This window comes from Haloimpatiens myeolchijeotgali, from assembly GCF_042688525.2.
Taxonomy (GTDB): Bacteria; Bacillota; Clostridia; order Clostridiales; family Clostridiaceae; genus Haloimpatiens.
Genome location: NZ_JBHWAB010000001.1, coordinates 1,014,627 through 1,041,311 on the forward strand (window position 1 = coordinate 1,014,627; position 26,685 = coordinate 1,041,311).

A 26,685-nucleotide genomic window follows, 5' to 3' on the forward strand; every position below is an offset into this window, starting at 1 on the left:
GATTTTTGCTAAAGCAAAAATCAACCTTCATTATTCATTTTTAATTATTAATTCTTAATTGATTTTAAATGTTTCTTACGCAATATATCATTTTCCTTCGCTAGGCAGTATTTTTGTCCTGTGAAAGTTGAGAAAGTAATTATTAATTTAGGAGGGGTACGTGATGGCTGATAAATTAGTAAAGGCAACGGCTAAGAATGGTCAAATAAGAATAATAGCAGCAATAACAACAGAATTGGTAGATGAAAGTGTTAAAATTCACAAGTGTGCACCTACAGCAGCTGCAGCTTTAGGAAGAATGATTACTGTTGGAAGTTTAATGGGAACTATGTTGAAAAGTGAAAAAGATACATTAACTCTTAAAATATCAGGAGGAGGACCAGCAAGGGGAATAGTAGTAACTTCATATGCAGATGCTCATGTAAAAGGATATATAGGAAATCCTAATGTTGACTTGCCAGCAAATGCTAAGGGTAAGTTAGATGTTGGGGGTGCTATAGGTAGGAATGGAGATTTAACAGTTATTAGGGATATGGGACTTAAAGAACCATATATAGGTCAAGTACCTATTTATACAGGTGAAGTAGGAGATGATCTTGCATATTATTTTACCGTTTCAGAACAAACTCCATCAGCAGTAGGAGCTGGAGTTTTGGTAGATAAAGATTTAAGTATAAAGGCTGCAGGCGGATTCATAATACAAATGATGCCTGATGCTGAAGAACTTTTAGCAGATTTGCTTACATATAGATTGCAAGAAATTCCACCAATAACTAAAATGATTTCTGATGGGAAAACAATTGAACAAATATTAGAATATATTTTTGAAGAAATGGATTTAAAAATATTAGAAGAAATTAAACCTGAATATAGATGTGATTGTTCTAGAGAAAAAGTTGAAAGAGCTTTAATTAGTATTGGAAGTAAAGATTTAAAAGAAATCTATGAGGATGGTAAGTCAGAAGAACTTGTATGTGAGTTTTGTAATAAAAAATATGAGTTTACTCATGAACAAATAGGAAAACTTTTAGAGTCTATTGATAAGTAACTCAACTTTTGCAGATGAAAAATAGCCTCTACGGTAAATGATATCTTGCTTAGAACTTGTAAACTTTGTTCAAATGTTTCTTACGCAAGATATCATTTCCCTTCGCTAAGGAGTATTTTTTTACTGCGAAAGTTGAGTTAATAATGAATAATTAATAATAAAGGAAATTTTGCCTTAGGGCAAAATAACTAATATATGATTAAAGATTTTTGCTGAAGCAAAAATCAACCTTCATTATTTATTATTCATTTTTAATTATTAATTCTTAATCATACAAAGTTGTCACGGGTAAAGTGGTTTTTGAATATACATAATAATATAGGTAAATATAACTGACCACTACCATATGTCAATCGATATAACAGTATGAATGGAATATATTAAATACGATGAATTAGAAAAAAAGAGATAATATGAGATAATACTATAAAATCAAAACTATTAAAGAAAAAATAATTAATTTAAGGTTGACATTTATGAGGTAATTGTGTATTATAATTATGCAAGTTGTTCACGGAAGTATGTGATACAACATGGCGATTTAGTATACGTGGGCGCATAGCTCAGCTGGGAGAGCATCTGCCTTACAAGCAGGGGGTCACAGGTTCGAGCCCTGTTGTGCCCACCACGTATATGGCCCAGTGGCTCAGTTGGTTAGAGTGCCGGCCTGTCACGCCGGAGGTCGAGGGTTCGAACCCCTTCTGGGTCGCCATATGGCTGGATAGCTCAGTCGGTAGAGCAGAGGACTGAAAATCCTCGTGTCCCTGGTTCGATTCCTGGTCCAGCCACCAGCATGCGGGAGTGGCTCAGCTGGTAGAGCGCCACCTTGCCAAGGTGGACGTCGCGGGTTCGAGTCCCGTCTTCCGCTCCAATTTAATATGGCGCTATGGCCAAGTGGTAAGGCAGAGGCCTGCAAAGCCTTTACCCCCAGTTCAAATCTGGGTGGCGCCTCCAATAAAAAGACTACATTTTGTAGTCTTTTTATTTTGCATAAATTTAAATAAAGTATAAAGTAAAAAGAGCAAATAAGGATAATTTTCTGAAGCTTTGCTTGGGAAAATTTAAAAATATATTTTTAAAAGCTTTCTGCAAAAACAGAAAGCTATCCTTATTTCAACTTTAATCTTTTAACTTTATACTTTCATTTTACGGTAGCCTCAAAATACTTCCTCTATCCACTAAAGGTCCTTTTCTTAAAAAAACAGGTTTTACATTATGTTTTTTTAAGAAATGCAAAACTTCTTTTCCATAAGTATAATAATTTAGGTCACCATAAAATGCTAAAGTATTCTTATCCAAAAGTCCACATGTTCCTCCTATAAACCCATAATTTAAACCAGGAAGAATGATATCTCCAGGAGGAAGTAATAACATGTCAATATTTTCATTTTTAAGAGTATTGTATATTCCAGAATCACTAGTAATAATAGCACTATTACTAACAATAGCTGTAGAACATTTCGTATATCCTTGATTTACATTTAATATTTTTTTATTATTCATATATTGTAATAGAATAGGATCTGTATGCATAATATAGTGCATAAATATATGCTTTAAATTTACTGCATTTAATGATATATCTTTAGGATATTTAGATTGAAGAGAATAGTTAGAATATAAAATGTTATAACCTAAGAGTTTTAATTTATTAGTAAATGAAATGTCCATGTCTTTATGAACCATTATATTTTTATTATCTATAATGTGTATAAGCATGTCAGGATGACCACATACAGCATCATACAAGTTAGAACATATTGGGCAATAAAGCACTTTATAACCTAGTTTTAGTAAAGAATTTTTTTCTATCATATCAATTCTAGAATCGACAATTACAAAATTTTTCATAAAAAATCACCTTTTCATACATAAATGTATTGATTTTGTAAAATATAAACGTATAACTTATATTATCATAAAAAAGTTATTATTAAAAATCTTAATAGCTGTATATGTGCCACTAGTTTGTAGAGGAGTGATATGTTGTGCTATTGCTAACAATTACATATAAAAAATTAAAAAAAGAATTAGTGAGTGAATTAGATAATATAATTAAGAATTTAAAAAGTAAAAATATTGATTTGGGGATATATGACAGCTCGTTGGATGGAATGTATTTTATAAAAATTTTTTCTAGAAATGATGATATTAGTGATAGAGAAAAAGAAATATTAAATATACATGTGGCTAATGTAATATACAATACAATGGTTTATGAGTTTTACGAAAAAGAAGTTGATGGATTTTTATGTGATACTTATTTTTTCCTAAAAAGTGATGAGACACAGGATATAAAAGATAAAATTTTAAATATATTGATTAATGATTGTGAGATAACTGATGAAAATATAATTTATTGTATTAACCGAAAAAATGAAATAAAAAAGAATATAATTGAATTTTTACAGCAAAATGATGAAATTAATATAGATGGATTCATTACTTTTAGAATGAAGGAAATGAAATATAAGTTTCAAGAAATAATTGATAAAATAGTGGAAAAATATATGGTAGAGAAAGAATATAATGAATTTATAAAACTTCTTAAGTACTTTGTGGATATTCAAGAAAGTAAAATTGAAACTGTAAATATCATAATAAAACCTAATGGTGAGTATGTGATACAAGATAATAATGAAAAAGATATTATAAAGCAACTAGTGGAAAATATATCACAAGAAAATGAAAATGATATGGTAAGTGTAGATGATTTGATTATGAGCGGACTTGTTACTAATTCACCTAGTAATATAATAATTCATGGAGAAGAAAATACAAATAATAAAGAATTTATAAATACAATAAAAAATGTGTTTGGGAAAAGAGTTAAAATATGCAAAGGATGTAAGATGTGTAAAATAAAATTAAATAAAAGTCATTAAATATATTGACATTTTAAAATGAAAGTAATATACTATGTCTTAACATTTAGAAAAATTTATGTAGTAATAAATACATTGATAAGGAAGAGTAGGTAAATTACTGTTGTAAGAGAAAAGAACTCATAGGCTGTAAAGTTCTTTGTTCAAGTGTTATCGAAAACTACCTTTGAGTAGAATGTTGAAAGTTAAGTAGGCATTTCCGCTGATCAGCGTTAAGGATATCAAGGGGGTAATAGGATTATTATATCTTATTATCAATTTGGGTGGAACCACGATATACTCGTCCCATATATGGGAAGGGTATTATTTTTTTGTTAATATATAATATTATATGATAAGGAGGAAAAAATATGGTTAAAGTTACATTAAAAGATGGAAAAATTATTGAGGTTGAAAAGCAAACCAAAGTTAGTGACATTGCTATGAAGATTAGTCCAGCGTTATATAAAAAGGCTTTTGGTGCTAGAGTAAATGGTCAAAAGGCAGAACTTATGACTGAAATAAATGAAGATTGTAATTTGGAAATATTGACTTTTGATGATGAAGATGGAAGATGGACATTGAGACATACAGGTTCTCATATATTAGCGCAAGCAGTAAAAAGATTGTATCCAAATGCCAAGCTTGCTATAGGACCAGCTATTGACAATGGATTTTATTATGATTTTGATGTAGATTTTACTTTTACACCAGAACATTTAGAAAAAATTGAAAAAGAAATGAAAAAGATTATAAAAGAAGATTTAAAATTAGAGAGATTTGAACTTCCAAGAGAAGAAGCTATAAAGTATATGAAAGAAAGGGAAGAGGAATATAAAGTTGAACTTATAGAAGATTTACCAGACGATGCAGTTATATCTTTCTATAAACAAGGTGATTTTGTAGATCTTTGTGCAGGTCCTCATGTTCCATCTACTAAGAAAGTTAAATCTATTAAGTTATTGTCTATAGCAGGAGCGTATTGGAGAGGCGATGAAAAAAATAAAATGCTTCAAAGAATATATGGAACTGCTTTTCCAAAACAGAGTAAATTAGATGAATATTTAAAAATGCTTGAAGAAGCTAAAAAAAGAGATCATAGAAAATTAGGAAAAGAACTTGGATTATTTGCTATACATGAAGAAGGACCAGGATTTCCATTCTTCTATCCAAAGGGAATGGTAGTTAGAAATATACTTGAAGATTATTGGAGAGATGTTCATAATAAGGCTGGATATCAAGAAATTAAAACTCCTGTAATATTAAATGAAGCATTATGGCACCAATCAGGTCACTGGGATCATTATAAAGAAAATATGTATTTTACAAAAATAGATAATGAAGATTATGCTATAAAACCAATGAATTGTCCAGGTGCTATGTTGGTATACAAAGATGAAATGCATTCATATAGAGATTTGCCATTAAGATTAGGGGAATTAGGACTTGTTCATAGACATGAACTTTCAGGAGCATTACATGGACTTATGAGAGTTAGATGTTTTACTCAAGATGATGCTCATATATTTATGACAAAAGAACAGATTACAGATGAAGTTTTAGGAGTAGTAAAGCTTATAGATGAGTTTTACAAAGTATTTGGATTTGAGTATTTCGTAGAGCTATCAACAAGACCAGAAAATTCTATGGGTAGCGATGAAGATTGGGAAGCTGCTACAAATGGTCTTAGAGCAGCGTTAGAAAAAGCAGGACTTGATTATAAAGTAAATGAAGGCGATGGTGCTTTCTATGGTCCTAAGATAGATTTTCATTTAAGAGATTGTATAGGAAGAACTTGGCAATGTGGTACAATACAATTAGATTTCCAATTACCAGAAAGATTTGATTTAACATATATAGGAAAAGATGGAGAAAAACATAGACCTGTAACTATTCATAGGGTTGTATTTGGAAGTATTGAGAGATTCATAGGAATACTTATAGAACATTATGCAGGTGCATTTCCAACTTGGCTTGCTCCAGTACAAGTTAAAATTCTAAACATTACTGATAGAACTGAAGAATATGGAAATGAAATATGTAAGATGTTAAAGGAAAAAGGTATAAGAGTAGAAACTGACTTTAGAAATGAAAAAATAGGATATAAGATAAGAGAAGCTCAACTTAATAAAATACCTTACATGATAATTCTTGGTGACAAAGAAATGCAAGAAGGAAAAATTGCTGTAAGAAGCAGAAAAGATGGGGATTTAGGTGCTATGTCATTAGATGAATTTACATCTAAATTAAATGCTGAGATAAAAAATAGAATAAATTCTTTATAGTTTATTGACAAAGTATTAGTTATATAGTAAAATAAGCTGTGTTGATATGAATATAGTGTGCGTGAAAAAGTAGGAACTAGCCGTTTCTCACCTTACAGCATTGCTAGTAAGGTAATATGTGTTTAAAACATTGATATAAATGAGGACGGCGTGATGCCGTCCTTTTTTATGTAATAACCCTAGGAGGTGAATACTATTAGCAAAGGTAAAAAAAAGTTCCCTTTAAATGGCGAAATAAGAGCAAGTGAATTAAGAGTCATTGGAGATGATGGAACTCAAATAGGTATAATATCATCAAGAGAAGCGCTTAACATTGCAGTTGAAAAAGATTTAGACTTAGTTATGATTTCACCAAATGCTAAACCACCAGTGTGCAGAATAATGGATTATGGAAAATTCATATATGAGCAAGCTAAAAGAGAAAAAGAAGCAAAGAAAAAGCAAAAAGTAATTAATATAAAAGAAGTTAGACTAAGTGCTAAGATAGAAGAACATGATCTTGGTGTTAAAGCTAATAATGCTAGAAAGTTTTTATTAGCAGAAAATAAAGTTAAAGTTACAGTAAGATTTAGAGGGAGAGAAGCGGACTATTCATATATAGGACGTAAGATATTAGACAACTTCTATAAAAAAGTAGAGGATGTTTCTATTATAGAAAAGAGACCTAGATTAGAAGGTAGAAATATGATAATGATATTAGCTCCAAGAAGAGCATAATTGAGAGGAGGACTTTGCTATGCCAAAAATGAAAAGCCATAGAGGAGCAGCTAAAAGATTCAAGAAGACAGGAACTGGAAAATTGAAGAGAGCTAAAGCCTTTAAGAGTCATATATTAACAAAGAAGAGTTCTAAGAGAAAAAGAAATCTTAGACAAACAGGATATGTTGCAGTTGCTCAAGAAAAAACAATGAAGAAAGTATTACCATACGTATAAGTAAGAGCTAAAAGGAGGTTTTTAAGGTGGCAAGAGTAAAAAGAGCTGTTAATGCTCGTAAAAAACATAAAAAAGTATTGAAACTTGCAAAAGGTTATTATGGATCAAGAAGTAAATTATTCAAAGTTGCTAATGAAGCAGTAATGAGAGCATTAAGAGATGCTTATAAAGGAAGAAAATTAAAGAAAAGAGATTACAGAAAATTATGGATAGCTAGAATAAATGCAGCAGCAAGAATGAACGGACTTTCATATTCAAAATTTATAAATGGAATAAAGTTAGCTGGCATTGATATGAACAGAAAAATGCTTTCAGAAATAGCTATCAATGATGCAAAAGCATTCTCTAACTTAGTTGAAATTGCAAAAGAACAATTAAATGCATAAATAAAAAAATGCGGCATAAAGTCGCATTTTTTATTTTAATTTTGACAAAGCTATATTAGATGGTATAATTATACTTATATTATTGAGACTCAGAAATGAGGTGATATATTTGGCTGTAATAAGAGAAAAAAGAAAATTTACACCAGTACAAATACTAGCGTTAGGGTTTGCAGCAGTTATTGTTATAGGTTCTATTTTATTAAGTTTGCCTGTAGCTTCACGCAGCGGAACAAGAACGCCATTTATCGATTGTATTTTCACGTCTACGTCAGCAGTATGTGTAACAGGGCTAATTACATTAAATACTAGTGTCCACTGGAGTTACTTTGGTAAGACAGTTATTATGGTTCTTATAGAAATAGGTGGACTTGGTTTTATGGCTTTTGCAACTATGTTTTCATTAATTTTAGGTAAGAGAATAACTTTGAAAGAAAGATTAGTAATGCAAGAGGCTATGAATTCTTTTTCACTTCAAGGTCTTGTCAAAATGGCTAGATATATATTAACTTTTACATTTTTAACACAGGCCATGGGAGCATTGCTTTTATCAACACAGTTTATACCACAATATGGCATATCAAAAGGAATATATTATAGTATATTCCATTCTATATCAGCATTTTGTAATGCAGGGTTTGATCTTACAGGAAATAGTTTAGTACCTTATTCAAATAATGCTGTTATTATGCTTACTATATCAGCACTTGTTATAGTTGGAGGTTTAGGATTTTATGTATGGTCAGAAATATATAACTATAAGAAAATAAAAAGATTATCACTTCATTCTAAATTTGTAATAACTATGACTGTGTTTTTAATAGTTGGTGGAGCAATTTTGATGTTTTTATTTGAAATTAATAATCCAGGTACTATTAAAGATAAAAACGTAGGTGAAAAAATATTATCATCATTTTTTGCAGCTGTTACTCCAAGAACAGCAGGATTTAATTCTATATCTACTAGCGATATGACTACAGCAGGAAAATTTTTGACTATGATATTAATGTTCATAGGAGGCTCTCCTGGTTCAACAGCAGGTGGTATAAAAACTGCTACAGCAGGGGTTTTACTTATGACAGTTGTTTCTGTAATAAGGGGTAAAGATGAAACTGAAATATTCAAAAGAAGAATTAACAAAGATATTATTTATAGAGCTTTTTCTATAGTAGTTATGAGTGTAGGATTAGTAGTTACAGTAACAATGATTTTATCAATTACAGAGAATGGAGCCCCATTTGAATATTTAATATATGAAGCTACTTCAGCTTTTGGAACTGTAGGACTAACTTTAGGACTTACACCTAAATTGAGTGCTATAGGAAAAATAGTTATTGCACTTACTATGTATGCAGGAAGAGTGGGTCCTCTTACATTAGCATTAGCTTTAGCTAAGAATAAGAGAAAAAAAGCTTCTTCTATAAAATATCCTGAAGATAAAATACTAGTTGGGTAGAGGTGTTTGAGATGAATAAAAAACAGTTTATTATTATAGGACTTGGAAGATTTGGTACTTCTGTTGCTGAAACACTGTATAATCTTGGTCATGATGTTTTAGCAGTAGACTCTGATGAAGATGTAGTTCAAAGTATAGCAAATAGAGTAACTCATGCTGTTCAAGCAGATGTTACTGATGAAAATAATTTAAAGGCAATAGGAGTACAAAATTTTGATGTAGCAGTTATAAGTATAGGATCGAAAATGCAAGCTAGCATTATGGCAACTCTTTTAGCTAAAGAGTTAGGAGTTAAGCACATAATTGCAAAGGCTAACAATAAATTACATGCAAAAGTATTATATAAAATAGGTGCTGACAAAGTAGTATTTCCAGAAAGAGATATGGGAGTACGAGTAGCACACAATTTAGTATCGTCCAATATTTTAGATTACATTGAATTATCTTCTGAATACAGTATTGCAGAAATAGCAAGTCCAAAAGACTGGCATGGTAAAAATTTAAAACAAATAGATGTAAGATCTACATATGGAATAAATGTTATGGCAATTAAAAAGCCAAGTTATATTGATATAGCTCCTTCAGCAGAAGAGGTAATAGAAGAAGGAGATGTAATTGTAGCTATAGGAAGTATTGAAGATTTAAACAGACTTGAAAATACTATTAGATAATATGAGGTGCAGGTAAATTGGAAATAATAACTAGCAAAGATAATTCTCTAATAAAAGAAATTAAGAAATTAAAAGAAAAAAAACACAGGGTTAAAAGTAAAACATTTTTAGTAGAAGGATTTAGATTTGTACATGAAGCATTGAAGTCTAATTCTAATGTAAAATATGTATTTATTTGTGAAAATGTAAAGGAAAAATGGGAGAATGTCTATAAAAATTTGGATTTAAATAATACTAAAAGGTTTATTGTTTCTGAAAATGTTTTAAAAGTTATAAGTAATACAGATAATCCACAAGGTGTAGTGGCTGTAGTTGCAAATAAGGAAAATAACTTGAAAAAACAAAATGGATTCTATATATTAGCAGATAAAATACAGGATCCAGGAAATATGGGTACTATAATACGAACAGCTCATGCTAGTGGAGCTGCTGGTGTAATCATAACAAAAGGAACTGTAGATGTGTATAATGATAAAACTTTACGTTCAACTATGGGTTCTATATTTAATATACCAGTGATAGAGGATAAGGATTTATCAACAATTAGAAAGTTAAAAACTGAAGGATTTAAATTAGTTGCTAGTTATTTAGATAGTGAAAGTGAAGACTTCTATGATGTGAGTTTAAAAGAAAATGTAATATTAGCAGTTGGAAATGAAGGTAATGGTATAAGTACAGATATATTACAATTAAGTGATATAAAAGTTAAAATACCTATGCCAGGTGGGACAGAATCATTAAATGCAGCAGTAGCAGCATCAGTAATGATGTATGAGACTTTAAGACAAAACATCAATAAAAATATATAAAATGTGATTATATTTTCTTGAACTTGCTGTAAATTATGAGTATAATCTTTAATAGATTATGAAATTTTATAATTTAATACATAAACGATGATAGAGAGAGTAGGTATAAGAATTCTTACAGGGAAAAAAGTCAAGGACTGAGAGCTTTTTAAGAAATTTTTATGTTGAAGTTCACTCTGGAGTTCTAATTGTGAAATATTTAGTAACAATTAGCGGATGAAATCCGTTATAGTATTGAGAGGGTTTTTAAACCAAGTAGGGTGGTACCGCGGATACACTTCGTCCCTTTATTAAGAGGGCGATTTTTTTATTTTTTGAAATAATAATAGATCCTTACAAAAATAAGAAAGGAGAAAGAATAATGAGAGAAAAATTAGAACTTATTAAGAATGCTGCTTTAGAACAGTTGGAAAAAGCGGTAAGTATAGCTGAACTTGATGGTATAAGAGTAAAATTTTTAGGAAAAAAAGGTGAATTAACTCAAATATTGAGAGGTATGGGAAAACTATCAAAAGAGGAAAGGCCAGTAGTTGGAAAACTTGCTAATGAAGTAAGACAATATTTAGAAAAAGCTATAGGCGATGCGTCAGAAGAAATAAAGAGTAAGGAAAAACAAGATAGATTACAAAAAGAAGTAATTGACATATCAATGCCTGGAAGAAAACAAACAGTTGGTAAGAGACATCCTCTTGATTTAACATTAGAGCAAATGAAAAATATTTTTATATCAATGGGATTTTCTATAGAAGAAGGTCCAGAAGTAGAACTTGATTATTATAATTTTGAAGCCTTAAATATACCAAAAGATCATCCAGCTAGAGGGGAACAAGATACTTTTTACATAAACGATAATGTGGTTTTGAGAACTCAAACTTCTCCAATACAAATAAGAACTATGGAAAATCAAAAACCACCAATAAAAATGATATCTCCAGGAAAAGTATATCGTTCAGATGACTTAGATGCTACACATTCACCAATATTTTATCAAATGGAAGGTCTTGTTGTAGACAAGGGAATTACTTTTGCAGATTTAAAAGGTACATTAGAAACTTTTGTTAAAAAAATGTTTGGAGATAAAATGGAAACAAAATTTAGACCACACCACTTTCCATTTACTGAACCTTCAGCAGAAATGGACGCAACTTGTTTTGTATGCGGTGGAAAGGGATGTAAAGTATGCAAAAACAGTGGTTGGATAGAAATTTTAGGATGTGGAATGGTTCACCCACAAGTTCTAAGAAATTGTGGAATAGATCCTGAAGTATATAGTGGATTTGCTTTTGGATTTGGTCTTGATAGAATGGTTATGCTTAAATACGGAATAGATGATATTAGACTTTTATATGAAAGTGATATGAAATTCTTAAATCAATTTTAATATAGTTATTTATTATGTACAAAGATAGTAAAAATTTTTATTATAACAGGAGGTATGAATGATGTTATTACCAGTAAAATGGCTTAAAGATTATGTTGATATAGATATTTCACCAAAAGAATTAGCAGATAAATTAACTATGTCAGGTTCTAAAGTTGAAGAGGTTGTAGTTAAAGGTGATGAAATAACTAAAGTTGTAACAGGTAAAATAGTAAAAATAGTAAAGCATCCAGATGCAGATAAATTATCAATATGTCAAGTAGATATAGGAAAAGATGAACCTATTCAAATTGTAACAGCAGCAACAAATATGAAAGAACAGGATGTAGTTCCAACAGCACTTCATGGTTCAACATTAAATGGGGGACTTAAAATTAAAAAAGGTAAATTAAGGGGAGTAGCTTCAAATGGAATGTTTTGTTCAGAAGAAGAATTAGGAATAGCAGGTGATGAGCCTGTTTATGGTCTTATGATATTACCACAAGATACTCCAGCAGGTAAAGATATAAAAGAAGTAGTAGATATGACTAGTGCAATAATAGATTTTGAAATTACTTCAAACAGACCTGATTGTTTTAGTATTATAGGATTAGCAAGAGAAACTGCTGCAACTTTAGGTAAAAATTATAAAAAGCCAACTTTAGACTATGATGTAAAATGCAATGAAAATATAAATGATAGTTTAAATGTAGAAGTTAGAGATAAGTTATGTAGAAGATACATGGCTAGAGGTATTAAGAATGTAAAGATAGAACCTTCACCAAGTTGGATGCAAGAGAGATTATTAGAAGCAGGTGTTAGACCAATAAACAATATAGTAGATATTACTAATTTTGTTATGCTTGAACTAGGTCAGCCAATGCATGCTTTTGATAGAAGAGATATAGAAAGTAATACTATCATAGTTGAAAAAGCACAAGATAATGAAGAATTTACTACATTAGATGATGAGAAAAGAAAATTAACTAGTGATATATTATGTATAAAAGATGGAAATAGAACTGTTGCTCTTGCAGGAATAATGGGTGGATTAAATTCAGAAGTTAAAGAAGATACAACAGAAATAATATTTGAATGTGCTAATTTTGAGGGTGTTAATATCAGAAATTCTTCTAAAAAATTAGGATTAAGAACTGAAGCATCTTCTAAATTCGAAAAAGATTTAGATCCTAATTTAGTGGAAATGGCAATGAATAGAGCTTGTCATCTAATTCAAGAATTAGGTGCTGGAGATGTAATGAAAGATACTATAGATGTATATAATGAAAAAAATGAGCCTCATACATTAGAAGTAGACTACAAATGGATAAATAAATTTTTAGGTATTGATATTGATAAAGGAATCATGAAAGAATATCTTGAAAGATTAGAATTAAACACAGAAATAAATGGAGATAACTTAGTAATTACTGTACCTACTTTTAGATGTGATGTAAACATAAAAGAAGATGTAGCTGAAGAAATTGCTAGAATCTATGGATATAATAATGTTCCTTCAACACTTCCATATTGTGAAAGTACAAAGGGAGGAAAAAATAGAAAACAAAAATTAGAAGATAAAATAATAGAAGGATTAATTAGTAGTGGACTTAATCAGTCTATTAGTTATTCTTTTGTAAGTCCAAAAATATTTGACAAAGTTTTAATTCCTGAGAATGATGAAAGAAGAAAAACAGTTGTTATAAAAAATCCATTAGGTGAAGATTATAGTATAATGAGAACTACAACATTAGCTTCAATGATGGAATCTTTAGCAAGAAATTATACAAGAAGTAATGAATTAGCTAGATTATTTGAAATTGGTAAAGTATATATTAAAAGAGATGACGAAAATCAACTTCCAGAAGAGAAAAATATTCTTACAATTGGCATGTATGGTAATGTAGATTATTTTGATTTAAAAGGTATTGTGGAAAATGTATTCGAAGTATTAGGAATAGAAAAAATGTCATTTAAACGTGAAAATGAAAATCCTACATTCCATCCAGGAAAAACAGCTGCATTATATATAAGAAAAGATTATGTGGGTGTACTTGGAGAAATTCATCCAGATGTTGCTGAAAACTTTGGAATAGATGAAAGATGTTATATTGCTGAGCTTGATTTAGATGTATTATTTGAACATGCAACTTTAGAAAGAAAATATAAACCTCTACCAAAATTTCCAGCAGTAACAAGGGATTTAGCAGTATTAATAGATGAAAATATATTAGTACAGGATATTGAAGATATAATTAAAAAACAAGGTGGAAATATGGTAGAGAGCTATAAGTTGTTTGATGTATATCAAGGAAAACAAATACCTGAAGGCAAGAAGAGCGTAGCTTATGCTTTAATTTATAGAAAAGAAAATAAAACATTAACAGATAAAGAAGTTAATAAGGTACACGACAAAATACTTAGAGCACTTGAATACAAATTAGGAGCTCAATTAAGATAAAAATTTGTACGAACACCTGAATTTATATTTTATATATTGCAAATGTATGATACAATATAATAAACATGGATAATTTTGTTTGCTGAAATTATTCTATAGCTATAAGCTATTGGATTATTTGGGCTAATCTTCAGATGAAGTAGAAATTCTTGCTGAAGCTAACTTTCAATTTATCTAAGAGGGTGTTTATATGAATGTTATAACTATTAATATAAATGGATTTGAGTACAATTTAAAAGGTGAAGAATGTGAAGAGTATTTACATAAAGTAGCTGGTTATGTAGATAAAAAAATGAAAAACTTAATGGATAATAATAAAAAATTAAGTGTCTGTGATTCAGCGATACTTACTGCTTTAAATATTGCAGATGATATGTTTAAGTTTTATATGAAGCAAGATGAATTGCTTGCAAAAGTAAAAGAATATGATAAAAACGAATCTCACCTTAAAGAACAAGTGGATTATTTAAAAAAACAAATAAAAAATTTAGAACAATATAATGAAGAACTTAAGAATAAACTTGATAGTAATGGTACTCAAGAAGAAATAAAAAATAAAGATCAAATAATAGAAAATTTAAAAGATCAAGTAACTTTGTTGGAAGAAAGTGCTAATAGCTATCTAGAAGATAGAAATAAGTTAAAGAGAGAAAATAAGGAATTAAGATTTGAAGTTAAGTCATCTAAATATAGAATTATAGATTTAGAAAATAAACTTATGGAGAATCAAATCGATTTAGCTAAAGCTAAGAAAAATTTAAATATTCCTGTAAAAAAGGTAAAGTAAAACTGCTTGTGTATGCAAGCAGTTTTATTTTTATGTACAGCAAATATATGAGTTTTTATATTTGAAATTAAACTATTTTTAATGATTTCAAAATAAGTATGAGTTAACAAAATCTGAATAATTTCATATACTAACTTTATACAGAGATTTAGGAGTGATTTTTAAAGATGATATATTTAGATAACGCAGCTACTTCTTTTCCAAAACCACAATGTGTATATGATGAAGTTTTAAATTGTATGAAAAATTATAGTGCAAATCCAGGAAGAAGTTCTCATAATATGGCTATAAAAGCTGACGGTAAAATTATGGAAACTAGAGAAGAAGTAAGTAAAATATTTAATATACAAAACGCATTTAACATTATTTTTACCAATAATACAACAGAAGGATTAAATATAGCTTTAATGGGAACGTTAAAGAAAAATGATCATGTAATAAGTACTACGATAGAGCATAATTCAGTGTTAAGACCTTTAAATTATTTAAAAAATAAAGGTACGGAGGTTACCTTATTAAGGGTGGATAAAAGAGGATATATAAATCTAAAAGAAATAGAAAATTCTATAAAGAAAAATACTAAAGCTATTATAATAAATCATGCATCTAATGTAATAGGTACAATACAAAATATAGAGTGTATTGGAAAAATAGCAAAAAAGTATGGAATATTGTTTATAGTAGATGCGGCACAAAGTGCTGGTGTTATAGATGTAGATATTGAGAAGTGTAATATCGATATTTTAGCTTTCCCAGGACATAAGGGATTGTTAGGACCTCAAGGAACTGGAGGATTATATATTAGTGAAAATGTAGAAATAGGTAAATTTAAATTAGGGGGAACAGGAAGTGATTCTCACTTATTGGAACAACCAAATTTTATGCCAGATAAATTTGAAAGTGGGACCCTTAATACTCCAGGTATTGCAGGATTATGTGAAGGAGTTAAGTTTATAAGAAAAATAGGAATAGAAAACATAAGAAAGCATGAAAAAGAGCTTACGGAATATTTATGGATGGAATTAAAAAAAGTGTCTTTTATAAAATTATATGGTGATTTTAATATTTCTAAAAGAACAGCAGTGATTTCTTTCAATATAGATAATATGGATAGTTCAGATGTAGGATATTATTTAAATTCTAAGGGTATAGCGGTGAGAACAGGATATCATTGTGCTCCTTTAATTCATAAAATTATTGGTACTGAAAATATGGGGACGGTGAGGGTAAGTCCAGGATATTTTAATAGTTTTGGTGATATTGAGTATTTTGTAGAAACCATTAAGAAAGTGATAAGTGATAAGTGACAAGTGATACTAGCTTTCTAGGAAAGGAGAAAGCTAGTATTATTGTTTGATTTTTATTTTAAAGTTAACTTTTCCCTTTATATATATAACTAGGCTGTTGACAAATTTTGTCAACAGCCTGAATAATTATCGGTTTTGTTTTTATGATTTTAATCAGGATCAAAATTATCAAAATCTAGATCCGGATATGGTGTAGGAGTAGGAGGATTTTCAAAGAAATCTTCACAAGGGTCTTCATCTGTACAATGTTCGCATTGTTTTTTACCTACATAAGTTCCATATGTAGGAACTAATAATTGAACATCATATTCAGATTTTATTATTAATTGATAACAAGGTGTTAAGAAATATATAGCTGGATGAGCATTTGGTGCATTAACAAAACTAAAATCAGCTGGCCATGTGATTGTTGGCCAATTATAACCGGCACCTGAAACATCTACATTTGCTGGTATTGATGCAGGATCAAGATTTACACTGAAATTATCAATAAGAACTTTTATTGTTGGTTGATGTAAAACTGAAGTATCACCATTTCGTGTAGAGCCTTGAACTCCTTTTTTAGGGCAATACAATTTAACTGTCTTTGTCAAATTAGTTAAACTTTGAGGTATGACACCTAAAACAGTACGTGGACCAGTAGGATCAGTATAATCAAATAATACGTATGAAGTATACTCTAAATCGTAATTTATTTTAACACAATTAAAATTTGTTTCAGGACAAGGAAGATATTGTATACTAGTTACTTTTAAATTGTCTAGTTCAGTAGTTATTATTCTAGTTGGTGTGATATCAAAAGTAAGATATCTGTTAGGTAAAAGTAGATGATTATGAACTTCTTGGTCTTCATATTCTAAGGATGTTGTATCTAATCCTTCAAGATAATTGATTAAATTTGTGTCTCTTACACAGTGTTCCTGTTTACATTCATCGTAAACCATAGGAACTTGAACTGCTACTACGTTTATTGGCTCTTCGTAAGGAATTTCACCTTCGCCGGTTCCAAATTTTATAGGGCGATCTATAGCCATAGCATTACCTCCTAAATATATAGTTTACTTATACTATATATTATGTTAGGAGTAATAAGTGGTGAGTAAAAATATAAAAATTTTTAGAATATTTTTGCTTAAGTATTAATATATTTTTATAAATAATTATAAGTGGTGATAATATGAAATTAGGAGAAAACATTATTCATAAAAAAAATAGTTACTTATATGACATTATGTTAAGACAAAATGGTAAATTAATATATAGTATCAGAGATGTTGATAATAAAGAACTATGCATTGAAAAGGAAATAGGGGTAGAAGTTAAAGAGTTTGCAGTTGATATTAATTTAAAGGGAAACATGTGTGTTTTATTTATGGACAATAATTCACTAAAATTTTGTGAATGTTTGGATAAGGAGCTAAGGGTAAATAAATTATATACTTTTGATAGAAAAGCTTACAATATGAAAAACATAAATCTTAAACTAAACAAAAATATTAATTTATTTTTTGAATTATATGGTAAGAATCTAAATGAGAAAAATATTATTTCTCATTATAAATGGGATGGAAATGATGTGAATATTAAGAATGTATGCAGTTTAAGTAATGATAATATGTTAGAAAAAAATTATAAAATATATTCAAGTGGTGAGGAAAATTTATATTTGTTTTATATTCAAAACATGAAAAAATACTGTAGTTTAAGATTATGCCAATATAAAAAAGAAAAATGGGAAAAAGAAGTTGAGTTATTTAAAATAGGCAAAGGTATATTGAATTATGATATCATACAATATGATGGAAAAATTGAAATAGTATTATTAGGCAAAAGTAAAAGCATATATAAAATATTATATGTTGAGATTGATAATATGCTTAAAATTTCAAATAAAAAAGAATATGAAACTGTTAATGAAATAATAAATCCTTTTATATTTATAAAAGATAAAGTGAAAGTTATAATGTGGATAGAAAATAATAACATTATTTGTGATAATTTAGAAGATAATATTTTTAAATGTAAAAAACTAATGGAAAATATAAATAGAGAAAAAATAGATATATGTAACTATATTTCAAATAATAAAATTATATCAAATAAGTTAGTACTTACAAAAAATGATAATATTCAAGTTCTTATTCCAAACACATTATATAATAAAGAAACATATAATGATAATGAAGATACGATTCGTAGATTGAAAGTTGAAATTGAAAAATCTAAAATAGTAACTGAAGATCTACAAGGTAAAATGGAAAATTTAAGATGTAAACTTAAAGGTAAGGAAAAGTATATAAAAAAGATGAGTAAAAACATGGAAAAAAGTATAAACAAAGAAGTATTAGTTAAAAACAATATTAATGATTTCACTAAAATGAAGAGTGAACTTGAAAATGAAAATAATAATTTAAAAAGTAATTTGAAAGAGTTAAAAGAAAAAGTGAGTTTTGATGAAAGAAAGATAGAAGAATTGAATAAGAAAATTGAAACTTTAGAAGAAGATAAAAAAAATTTAAGTAGTAAATATACTGCTGTAAAATATGAATATGAAGTAAATACTAGTAAATTGAAAGAAAATATTAATAAATTGGAAGAACAGTTAGGGAAGGAGAAAGATAAACATAAAAGTATATCTTTAAATCTTGAAGAAGGATTAAAGTTAGAGAGAAAAAGATATGAGGAACAAATTAAAAGTCTAACAGAAAAATTAAATGAAAAAGTTAAATATGAAAAAAATAAAAATATTTTTCAAAAATTTTTTAAATAAAGAAACCTTCTAATTTTAAATATACGTAACAATAGAGGTGAAGTATTTTAATGGAGGAATTTATTTTAGTATTTCGTTCTACTAATCATGCGGTAGCCTTATATAAAAAATTGAAAGATATAGGAATGAAAGTAGAAATTATATCTACTCCATGTAGAATATCATTAGGATGTTCAAAATCTATTAAGGTGTATGATGAAAGTAAAATAGGAGAGATTGAAAATATTGCAAAGGCAAATAAAATAAAAATGAAAAGATTTTTTAAAGTTTCTAAGAGAAAAAGAACTGGTAGAAAATCTTATGAATTGATTAAAAAATATTGAAAAAAGTATTTATTTAAAAGTATAAAGTTTAAATAAGGATAAATTTCCGAAGGTAACTTCGGAAATTTTTTTATATTAGTGAAAAATAAATAAGAACAAAATTAATACAGTAACATATTTAATATCTCTGTGCATATTAATATAAAAAAACAGTTACATTAGGGGGATTTTTTTGATATGAAAGTATTACTATGTACAAGAGAAGATTATTTAAGAAATTTTGAAGGAGATTCAAAACAGGTTATAAAAACATATGAATATTTAAAAAAAATAGGTGCAGAAGTAATTATAAATAGAGGAGAAATTTCAGATTTTTCACATTATGATATTATTCATTTGTTTGATTTGACAAGAGTAGGAGAAACTTATAAATATTATAAGACAGCTCATAAATGTAGAAAAAACATAATAATATCTCCAATATATTGGGATGTTAAGAGGTATTATAAATATAGAGGAGATTTAGAAAAAATTAAACTTTGGGAAAGGTCTAACTTATATAGAAAAGAAATATTAAAGGGGTGCAATTTAATTATTGCAAATAGTGAACTAGAAAAAAATATTTTAAAGATGGAATTTGATGTTTCTACACCAATTAAGGTTATATACAATGGAATAGAAGTGGAGGATGATTGTATACCTCTGTATAATTTTAGAGAAAGGTATAAACTTAATAATTATGTAGTGTGTGTGGGAAGAATATCTCCTAAGAAAAATCAATTAGCTTTAGCTAAAGCATGTAATATTCTCGGTATACAACTCTTATTAATTGGTAAGGTTATTAACGGAGAATATTTTGAAATGTGTATGAAGTATAATAACGTAGTATATTTAGGTTTTATGAACAGTTATAATATATATAATGCTTATAGGTTTGCAAAAGTTCATGCACTTGTTAGTTTTGTTGAAAAACCAGGAATGTCTTCATTAGAAGCAGGAGCTTGTGGATGTAATATAGTATCTACACAAGAAGGATGCTGCAAAGAGTATTTTAAGGATATGGCAGTTTATTGTGATCCTTATGATGAAAAAAGTATTTTGAATGCTGTAAAAAATAGTTTTAGTAGAAAGAAAAATTCTATATTAAAAAAATACATTGAAGAAAATTATAATATAAATACAAGTATAAATAAAATTTATAAAAATTATGAGCAAGTTTTAAAAAAAGGTTTGTAGTTCAAACCTTTTTTATTATGGAGAAGTTGAGTTATTCAACTTTCACAGGTAAAAACAGTCGCTGCGGGAAATGATATCTTGTTTAGAAACCTTTTACTTTAAAGATAATTAATAGTTAATAATGAATAATTAATAATTAAGGAAATTTTGCCTTAGGGCAAAATAACTAACATATAATTTAAGATTTTTGCTAAAGCAAAAATCAACATTCATTATTCATTTTTAATTATTAATTTTTAATTGTAACTAAAGGTCCTTCAAGCTTCGGTAGTAATAAAAAATCATTTATTGTATAATAACATAAGTAGACTATTTTCTAGGAGAGATGTACATGAATACAGTAAAAAAAGTAGAATTATTAGCACCAGCAGGTAGTATGGAAAGTCTATATGCAGCAGTACAGGCAGGGGCAGATGCAATATATTTAGGCGGAAGTAAATTTTCTGCAAGAGCATATGCTTATAATTTTGATGAAGAAAATATGAAATTAGCAGTAAACTATTGTCATGCTTATGGTGTAAAGATATATATAACTGTAAATACATTAATAAAAGAAAATGAAATAAATGATGTGTTGGAATATGTTGGTTTTTTATATAAAATAGGAGTAGATGCTTTAATAGTTCAAGATGTAGGAATAATATATTTAATAAGAAGATATTTCCCAGATTTTGAACTTCATGCTTCTACACAAATGACAGTACATAATGGTGAGGGAGCAAAATATTTAACTAATTTAGGATTGAGAAGAATTGTACTATCAAGAGAATTAGCTTTAGATGAGATAAAATATATTTCAAAAGATTTAGATATAGAAACCGAAGTTTTTATTCATGGTGCTCTGTGTGTATGTTATTCAGGACAATGTCTTATGAGTAGTATGATAGGAGGAAGAAGTGGTAATAGAGGAAGATGTGCTCAACCTTGTAGATTACCATATACTCTTATTAATAAAGATAATAGTGAAAGCAAAAAAGGATATTTACTAAGCCCTAAAGATATATGTACATTAGAATGTTTAGAAGATATTATAAAAAGTGGAACATCTTCTTTGAAAATTGAGGGAAGAATGAAGAGACCAGAGTATGTGGCAGGTGTAATTAGTATTTATAGAAAGGCTATAGATACTATATATGAAAAAGGACATTTAAATGTGTCACACATAAAAAAAGATATAAATATACTTAGTCAACTTTTTAATAGAGAAGGATTTTCAAAGGCATATATGTTTGGAAATACTGGAAGAGATATGATGGCATATAATTTTCCTAAAAATACAGGTGTAAAGTTAGGTAAAGTGTCAAAAGATCTTTTGGTAAGTTTAGAGCAGGATATTAATATAAATGACGGTATAAGATGTAATGAAAATGGTTTTTCTGTTTCTAAAATAATAAAAGATAATAAGGAAGTAAATAGAGCTTTTAAGGGGGAAAAGGTTAAAATTAAACCTTTAAAATATAAAAGAGGAGATGTGCTATACAAAACTTCTGATAGTGATTTATTAGATAAGTTAAGTAAATATTATAAGAATCCTTATATGAGAAGAATAAATTTAAATTTAAAAGTTAAATTTAAAATTGAAAAGCCAATGGAAATATCAGTAATATATAATGGAGTGGAAATAAAAGCTTTAGGAGAAAATGTTCAAAAGGCATTAAAGAAACCTATATCAAAAGAAAAATTAATAGAAAATTTGAAGAAAACAAAAGATACACCATTTGAATTTAATACTATAGAATTTTCTTCTTTTGAAGAAGGATTTATGCCTGTGTCATGTATTAATGCATTGAGAAGGGAATTAATTAAAAAAATTAATACACATATATGTAATGAATCAAAACGTGAATTAAATATTAATAACATGTTAAATAAAATATATAACAGAGATAAAGAAGAGGTAATAGATAATAAATATGTTCCTAATACATTAGTTTGTGTAAATAGTATAGAACAATTTAAAGCAGCAAAAAAATTAGAATTTGAAGATATAGCTGTAAATATTTTTATTAAAAATAGTTCAATTAGCTTAGAAAATATAGATGAAAAAGTATTTTTAAAAGTTCCTAATGTAATAAAGGAAGAATTTGAATGTGTTTGTAAAACTATTGAAGATAATTTACATAAGATAAAAGGTATAGTTACAGGTAATTTAGGAATTATTAATAGATTTAAACAAAAAGTTTTAATAATATCAGATTATAAAATGAATATTTTTAATAGTTTTGGAATGGAGTTTTATAAGGATGATGTAGATTTATGCTCTTTAAGTGTAGAATTAAATAGAAAAGAGATAAAACAAATTCTAAATAAAATTAAACTACCATGTCAAGTTGTTTTATATGGAAAAACTGAGCTTATGATAAGTGAGTATTGTGTAGTTGGAAGTATTAGTGGGGGAAAAAGTTTAAAAAATAAATGTAGTGGTGCATGTTTAAGAGGAAAATTTGTTCTTAAAGATAGAATAGGAACAGAGTTTCCTATAATTACTGATAAATTTTGTAGAAGTTATATTTATAATAATGTAAGTACAAATTTAATTGTTTATATTAAAGAATTAATAGATTTGAATATTAAGTCTTTTAGATTAGATTTTATTGATGAAGATTATGAAGAAACTTTAAAAATATTGAAAGCTTATAATGAGAAGTCATGGAAGTATGGTTTTTCTCAATATACAAGAGGACATTTTAAAAGAGGAGTAGAATAAAAGCAAGAGAGTAAGGGGCGATAAATATGAATGAGAAGTCATTGAGAGTTTTAGAGTATGATAAAATTAAAGAAAAGGTTAAAATGTTTACAAATACAGGAGCAGCTAAGCATCTTATAGATGAATTGAGACCTTATACTAATATATATGAGGTTAAAGAACATCTACAAGAAACTAAAGAAGCATTTACACTTCTTATAAAAAAAGGTACACCTCCTTTTGAAGGAATTTATGATGTAAGAGATGGTATAAGCATGGCACAAAAAGGTTCTGTACTTATGCCTGGGCAACTTTTAAAAATTGCTCAAATGTTAAGATGTGCTAGAAGATTTAAAAAATACATAGAGCACAAAGATGAAGAGGAAAGTTATAAAGTTATGGAGGATATATGCATTGGAATTTTACCTCTTAAAAATATAGAAGATGAAATTTTTAATGCAATAATTGGAGAAGAAGAAATATCTGATAGAGCTAGTTCAAAATTATCTTCTATTAGGAGATCCTTAAAAGATAAAAATGGTTCTATAAAAAATAAAGTTAATTCAATGGTTAGGTCATATTCTAGCTATTTACAGGAACATTTGTATACTATACGAGGTGACAGATATGTTCTTCCAGTAAAGGCGGAACATAAAGGTCAAGTTCCTGGACTTGTACATGATCAGAGTTCTTCAGGTGCTACATTATTTATTGAACCAATGGGACTTGTAAATTTAAACAATGAAATAAAAGAGTTAACACTTAAAGAAAAAGCAGAAATAGAGAAAATATTAGCTAAATTATCTTCAAAAATTTATGAATCAATTACAGCAGTAAAAAATAATGCAAATATTATATGGGAATTGGATTTTATATTTGCAAAAGCTAAATTTGCCAGTGAGTATAATTGTATATGTCCAATGGTTAGTGAAGAAGGAGTAGTTGATATAATACAGGGAAGACATCCTTTAATTAATCCTGATGTTGTTATACCAAATGATATATATTTAGGAAGAGAATTTACATCTTTAGTTATAACAGGACCTAATACTGGTGGTAAAACAGTAACTTTAAAAACAGTTGGACTTTTAGAACTTATGGGATTAAGTGGACTTATGATACCAGCAAAAGAAAGATCTACTATTGGATTCTTTAATGAAGTTTTTGCAGATATAGGTGATGAACAAAGTATAGAACAAAGTTTATCTACTTTTTCATCTCATATGACTAATATTGTTGATATAATTGAAAAAGCAGATGAAAATTCATTGGTATTATTTGATGAACTTGGAGCAGGAACTGATCCAACAGAAGGTGCAGCATTAGCGGTAGCTATATTGGAGGAGTTAAGAAATAGAAAGTCAAAAATAGCAGCAACTACGCATTATAGTGAACTTAAAGGATATGCATTGAAAACAAATGATGTAGAAAATGCTTCAGTGGAGTTTGATGTTGAAACATTGAGTCCTACATATAAACTTCTTATTGGAATACCAGGAAAGTCAAATGCTTTTGAAATATCTAAAAGATTAGGACTGCCGGAGTATATAATAAGTAGATCAAAGGAAAGTATAGCAAAAGATACACTTGAATTTGAGGATTTAATTCAAAGTTTGCAAGAAAAGAGTATAAAGGCTGAAAGATATGCTAGAGAGTCAGAAACATTAAAATTGGATGCAGGAAAATTAAAACAAAAGTATGAAGAGAAGTTATATAGATTAGAAAAGTCTAGAGATAAAGTTTTAATTGAAGCTCAAAGAGATGCAAAGAGATTTATTAAAGAAGCAAAAGAAGAGTCGGATGAAATATTAAAAAATATTAGAGAATTAGAGAGAAAAGGATATTCTACAGATGTAAGACAGAAATTAGAAGAGGAAAGAAAAAAATTAAAAAATAAAATTGATTCTGTAGAAGAAAAAATAGATGATACTTCAGATGAGGGACAAAAAATTCAAACTGTAGAAGAAGGTCAAGAAGTTTATGTTCCATCATTAAATCAAAAAGTTATAGTTTTATCTAAACCAGATAATAAAGGTGAAGTTCAAGTTCAAGCAGGTATAATGAAGGTAAGTGTTAAGATAAAGGATTTAAGGAAAGTTGAAGGAAATAAACAAGACAAGAAAGTTGCTAAAGCAAAGAAGAAGAGAGAAGCAAAATTAAGATTGGCTTCTGTACCTAATTCAGTTGATCTAAGAGGAATGGATTCTATAGAAGCAGTATTTACTGTGGATAAATATTTAGATGATGCGTATGTAGCTGGACATAGTCAAGTTACTATAATTCATGGAAAGGGTACAGGAGTGTTAAGAAGTGCAATAACTGATATGTTAAAAAAACATACACATGTTAAAAATTATAGACTGGGTAATTTTGGAGAAGGCGGAAGCGGAGTAACTGTTGCAGAGCTTAAGTAATGCTTTGACTATGGAGCCAGTAAATAAAAAGGTGTATAAGAACAGTAATCCTTCACTTCCATAACGTGCTCTAAGCCTTACTCATATTGAAAAAAGATTTTTAAATTAATATTCCAAAGGAATTAGTAATTTAAAAATAACTTTTTTCAAATTCGTAAGGCTAAGAGCATGTAAATGTCGTTCAAAGATTACTGTTCTTATAACTTTTTATTTACTGGCAAAATACATATTCTGTAAAGTGAATATCTATATAGTGTTAGGAATCATGTCACTTCAGTAACAAGTTCTAATGATATCCTATACACTATACAGATATTTACCACAGGCAATAAGTTTAGCAAATTATTTGTTAAATTTTTAGAGTAAAAAGTACTAATTATTCATTAAAATGAAATCAAAGTTGCTGCTAATAATTTAAATAGTTGAATTATTTTCGAAGAACCGGAGTGAGAGTATATGATTATAGTAAGTGCTTGTTTGTGTGGAATAAACTGTAAGTATAATGGCGGAAATAACTTGAATGAAAAAGTTTTGGAACTTTTAAAAGAAGGTAAAGTGGTTCCTGTTTGTGCAGAACAGATGGGAGGGCTTGAAACGCCAAGAATACCTCATGAAATAAAAGGTGGAAGTGGTGCAGAAGTTTTAGATGGGAAGGCAAGGGTTATAAATCCTCAAGGAGGAGATTCAACAGAAAAATTTGTTAAAGGTGCCTATGAAGCTTTAAGAGTAGCTAAAAATATAAATGCAAAAATTGCAATATTGAAAGCTAAAAGTCCATCTTGTGGGTGTGGTAAAATTTATGATGGAACTTTTAGTGGAAACAAAGTAGAAGGAAATGGCGTAACTGCTGAGCTTTTCATAAGAAATGGAATCAAGGTTTATACAGAGGAACAAATTTCAACTTTCGCAGGTGAAAAATAGCCGCTGCGGCAAGCGATTTTGTATTGAAAA

General features: G+C 28.3%; 21 protein-coding genes, 5 tRNA genes and 3 other annotated features. Of the genes, 24 read left to right on the plus strand and 2 right to left on the minus strand.

All coding sequences use genetic code 11. From position 1 onward, the window contains the following. Positions 1 to 163: 163 nt before the first annotated feature. The 6 genes from hslO to ACFIJ5_RS04545 all read left to right on the plus strand — a co-directional run bounded on the left by hslO (position 164) and on the right by ACFIJ5_RS04545 (position 2,002). A complete protein-coding gene (gene hslO / locus ACFIJ5_RS04520) occupies positions 164 to 1,048 on the plus strand; it encodes an Hsp33 family molecular chaperone HslO (protein ID WP_379804320.1) in 885 nt (294 codons plus the stop codon). Positions 1,049 to 1,600: 552 nt separating this feature from the next. Then, positions 1,601 to 1,676, plus strand: a tRNA-Val gene (locus tag ACFIJ5_RS04525). Positions 1,677 to 1,683: 7 nt separating this feature from the next. Beyond that, positions 1,684 to 1,760: transfer RNA gene (locus tag ACFIJ5_RS04530), tRNA-Asp, on the plus strand. A 3-nt stretch (positions 1,761 to 1,763) separates the two neighbouring features. After that, a tRNA-Phe gene (locus tag ACFIJ5_RS04535) sits at positions 1,764 to 1,839 on the plus strand. A gap of 4 nt (positions 1,840 to 1,843) precedes the next feature. Next, positions 1,844 to 1,919, plus strand: a tRNA-Gly gene (locus tag ACFIJ5_RS04540). Positions 1,920 to 1,928: 9 nt separating this feature from the next. Then, positions 1,929 to 2,002: transfer RNA gene (locus ACFIJ5_RS04545), tRNA-Cys, on the plus strand. A gap of 192 nt (positions 2,003 to 2,194) precedes the next feature. Here ACFIJ5_RS04545 and ACFIJ5_RS04550 read toward each other — a convergent pair. Further along, the gene (locus tag ACFIJ5_RS04550; RefSeq protein WP_379804323.1) at positions 2,195 to 2,899 is read right to left on the minus strand and encodes a DUF6873 family GME fold protein; all 705 of its coding nucleotides are present in this window, start codon (positions 2,897 to 2,899) and stop codon (positions 2,195 to 2,197) included. 137 nt (positions 2,900 to 3,036) lie between these two features. On the opposite strand from ACFIJ5_RS04550, the gene ytxC reads away from it, so the two are divergent. The 12 genes from ytxC to ACFIJ5_RS04610 all read left to right on the plus strand — a co-directional run bounded on the left by ytxC (position 3,037) and on the right by ACFIJ5_RS04610 (position 16,365). Next, positions 3,037 to 3,933 (plus strand): putative sporulation protein YtxC, encoded by an 897-nt coding sequence (gene ytxC / locus ACFIJ5_RS04555; protein WP_379804326.1) that lies wholly within the window; start codon positions 3,037 to 3,039, stop codon positions 3,931 to 3,933. A gap of 66 nt (positions 3,934 to 3,999) precedes the next feature. Further along, positions 4,000 to 4,224 (plus strand) — a binding site (T-box leader). A gap of 59 nt (positions 4,225 to 4,283) precedes the next feature. Further along, positions 4,284 to 6,197 (plus strand): threonine--tRNA ligase, encoded by a 1,914-nt coding sequence (gene thrS / locus ACFIJ5_RS04560; protein WP_379804328.1) that lies wholly within the window; start codon positions 4,284 to 4,286, stop codon positions 6,195 to 6,197. Positions 6,198 to 6,258: 61 nt separating this feature from the next. Continuing rightward, positions 6,259 to 6,371, plus strand: a sequence feature (ribosomal protein L20 leader region). Positions 6,372 to 6,383: 12 nt separating this feature from the next. Further along, positions 6,384 to 6,914 carry a translation initiation factor IF-3 gene (gene infC / locus ACFIJ5_RS04565; RefSeq protein WP_379804331.1) on the plus strand — a complete coding sequence of 177 codons (531 nt, stop codon included), beginning with the start codon at positions 6,384 to 6,386 and terminating at the stop codon, positions 6,912 to 6,914. Positions 6,915 to 6,933: 19 nt separating this feature from the next. After that, positions 6,934 to 7,131, plus strand: a complete 198-nt coding sequence (gene rpmI, locus ACFIJ5_RS04570; RefSeq protein WP_379804333.1) for a 50S ribosomal protein L35 — start codon at positions 6,934 to 6,936, stop codon at positions 7,129 to 7,131. 26 nt (positions 7,132 to 7,157) lie between these two features. Beyond that, complete coding sequence (rplT, locus tag ACFIJ5_RS04575) at positions 7,158 to 7,517, plus strand: 50S ribosomal protein L20 (protein ID WP_379804335.1); 360 nt, start codon at positions 7,158 to 7,160, stop codon at positions 7,515 to 7,517. 109 nt (positions 7,518 to 7,626) lie between these two features. Beyond that, complete coding sequence (locus tag ACFIJ5_RS04580; RefSeq protein WP_379804337.1) at positions 7,627 to 8,970, plus strand: TrkH family potassium uptake protein; 1,344 nt, start codon at positions 7,627 to 7,629, stop codon at positions 8,968 to 8,970. A gap of 11 nt (positions 8,971 to 8,981) precedes the next feature. Continuing rightward, the gene (locus ACFIJ5_RS04585) at positions 8,982 to 9,641 is read left to right on the plus strand and encodes a potassium channel family protein (protein ID WP_379804339.1); all 660 of its coding nucleotides are present in this window, start codon (positions 8,982 to 8,984) and stop codon (positions 9,639 to 9,641) included. Between the two features lie 23 nt (positions 9,642 to 9,664). Beyond that, positions 9,665 to 10,450: a TrmH family RNA methyltransferase gene (locus tag ACFIJ5_RS04590; RefSeq protein WP_379809534.1), complete on the plus strand. Its 786-nt coding sequence runs from the start codon at positions 9,665 to 9,667 to the stop codon at positions 10,448 to 10,450. 78 nt (positions 10,451 to 10,528) lie between these two features. After that, positions 10,529 to 10,740, plus strand: a binding site (T-box leader). A 71-nt stretch (positions 10,741 to 10,811) separates the two neighbouring features. Further along, positions 10,812 to 11,831, plus strand: a complete 1,020-nt coding sequence (pheS, locus tag ACFIJ5_RS04595) for a phenylalanine--tRNA ligase subunit alpha (RefSeq protein ID WP_379804342.1) — start codon at positions 10,812 to 10,814, stop codon at positions 11,829 to 11,831. Positions 11,832 to 11,892: 61 nt separating this feature from the next. Then, positions 11,893 to 14,271 carry a phenylalanine--tRNA ligase subunit beta gene (pheT, locus tag ACFIJ5_RS04600; RefSeq protein WP_379804345.1) on the plus strand — a complete coding sequence of 793 codons (2,379 nt, stop codon included), beginning with the start codon at positions 11,893 to 11,895 and terminating at the stop codon, positions 14,269 to 14,271. A gap of 190 nt (positions 14,272 to 14,461) precedes the next feature. Continuing rightward, a complete protein-coding gene (locus ACFIJ5_RS04605) occupies positions 14,462 to 15,058 on the plus strand; it encodes a cell division protein ZapA (RefSeq protein WP_379804348.1) in 597 nt (198 codons plus the stop codon). A gap of 167 nt (positions 15,059 to 15,225) precedes the next feature. Next, positions 15,226 to 16,365 carry an aminotransferase class V-fold PLP-dependent enzyme gene (locus tag ACFIJ5_RS04610; protein ID WP_379804350.1) on the plus strand — a complete coding sequence of 380 codons (1,140 nt, stop codon included), beginning with the start codon at positions 15,226 to 15,228 and terminating at the stop codon, positions 16,363 to 16,365. A gap of 149 nt (positions 16,366 to 16,514) precedes the next feature. Here ACFIJ5_RS04610 and ACFIJ5_RS04615 read toward each other — a convergent pair whose 3' ends face one another. Next, a complete protein-coding gene (locus ACFIJ5_RS04615; RefSeq protein WP_379804352.1) occupies positions 16,515 to 17,399 on the minus strand; it encodes a hypothetical protein in 885 nt (294 codons plus the stop codon). Between the two features lie 143 nt (positions 17,400 to 17,542). Between ACFIJ5_RS04615 and ACFIJ5_RS04620 the strand changes: the two genes are divergently transcribed. The 6 genes from ACFIJ5_RS04620 to ACFIJ5_RS04645 all read left to right on the plus strand — a co-directional run bounded on the left by ACFIJ5_RS04620 (position 17,543) and on the right by ACFIJ5_RS04645 (position 26,655). Next, on the plus strand, positions 17,543 to 19,135 hold the full coding sequence (locus ACFIJ5_RS04620; RefSeq protein ID WP_379804355.1) for a hypothetical protein: 1,593 nt from the start codon (positions 17,543 to 17,545) through the stop codon (positions 19,133 to 19,135). A gap of 50 nt (positions 19,136 to 19,185) precedes the next feature. Next, positions 19,186 to 19,458 (plus strand): DUF3343 domain-containing protein, encoded by a 273-nt coding sequence (locus tag ACFIJ5_RS04625; RefSeq protein WP_379804358.1) that lies wholly within the window; start codon positions 19,186 to 19,188, stop codon positions 19,456 to 19,458. Between the two features lie 177 nt (positions 19,459 to 19,635). Continuing rightward, positions 19,636 to 20,634, plus strand: coding sequence for a glycosyltransferase family 4 protein (locus ACFIJ5_RS04630; protein WP_379804360.1), 999 nt, complete (start codon positions 19,636 to 19,638; stop codon positions 20,632 to 20,634). Positions 20,635 to 20,965: 331 nt separating this feature from the next. Next, positions 20,966 to 23,341, plus strand: coding sequence for a DUF3656 domain-containing U32 family peptidase (locus tag ACFIJ5_RS04635; protein WP_379804363.1), 2,376 nt, complete (start codon positions 20,966 to 20,968; stop codon positions 23,339 to 23,341). Between the two features lie 26 nt (positions 23,342 to 23,367). Next, a complete protein-coding gene (locus tag ACFIJ5_RS04640; RefSeq protein WP_379804366.1) occupies positions 23,368 to 25,734 on the plus strand; it encodes an endonuclease MutS2 in 2,367 nt (788 codons plus the stop codon). A gap of 456 nt (positions 25,735 to 26,190) precedes the next feature. Next, on the plus strand, positions 26,191 to 26,655 hold the full coding sequence (locus tag ACFIJ5_RS04645; RefSeq protein WP_379804368.1) for a 2-thiouracil desulfurase family protein: 465 nt from the start codon (positions 26,191 to 26,193) through the stop codon (positions 26,653 to 26,655). Positions 26,656 to 26,685 lie beyond the last annotated feature (30 nt).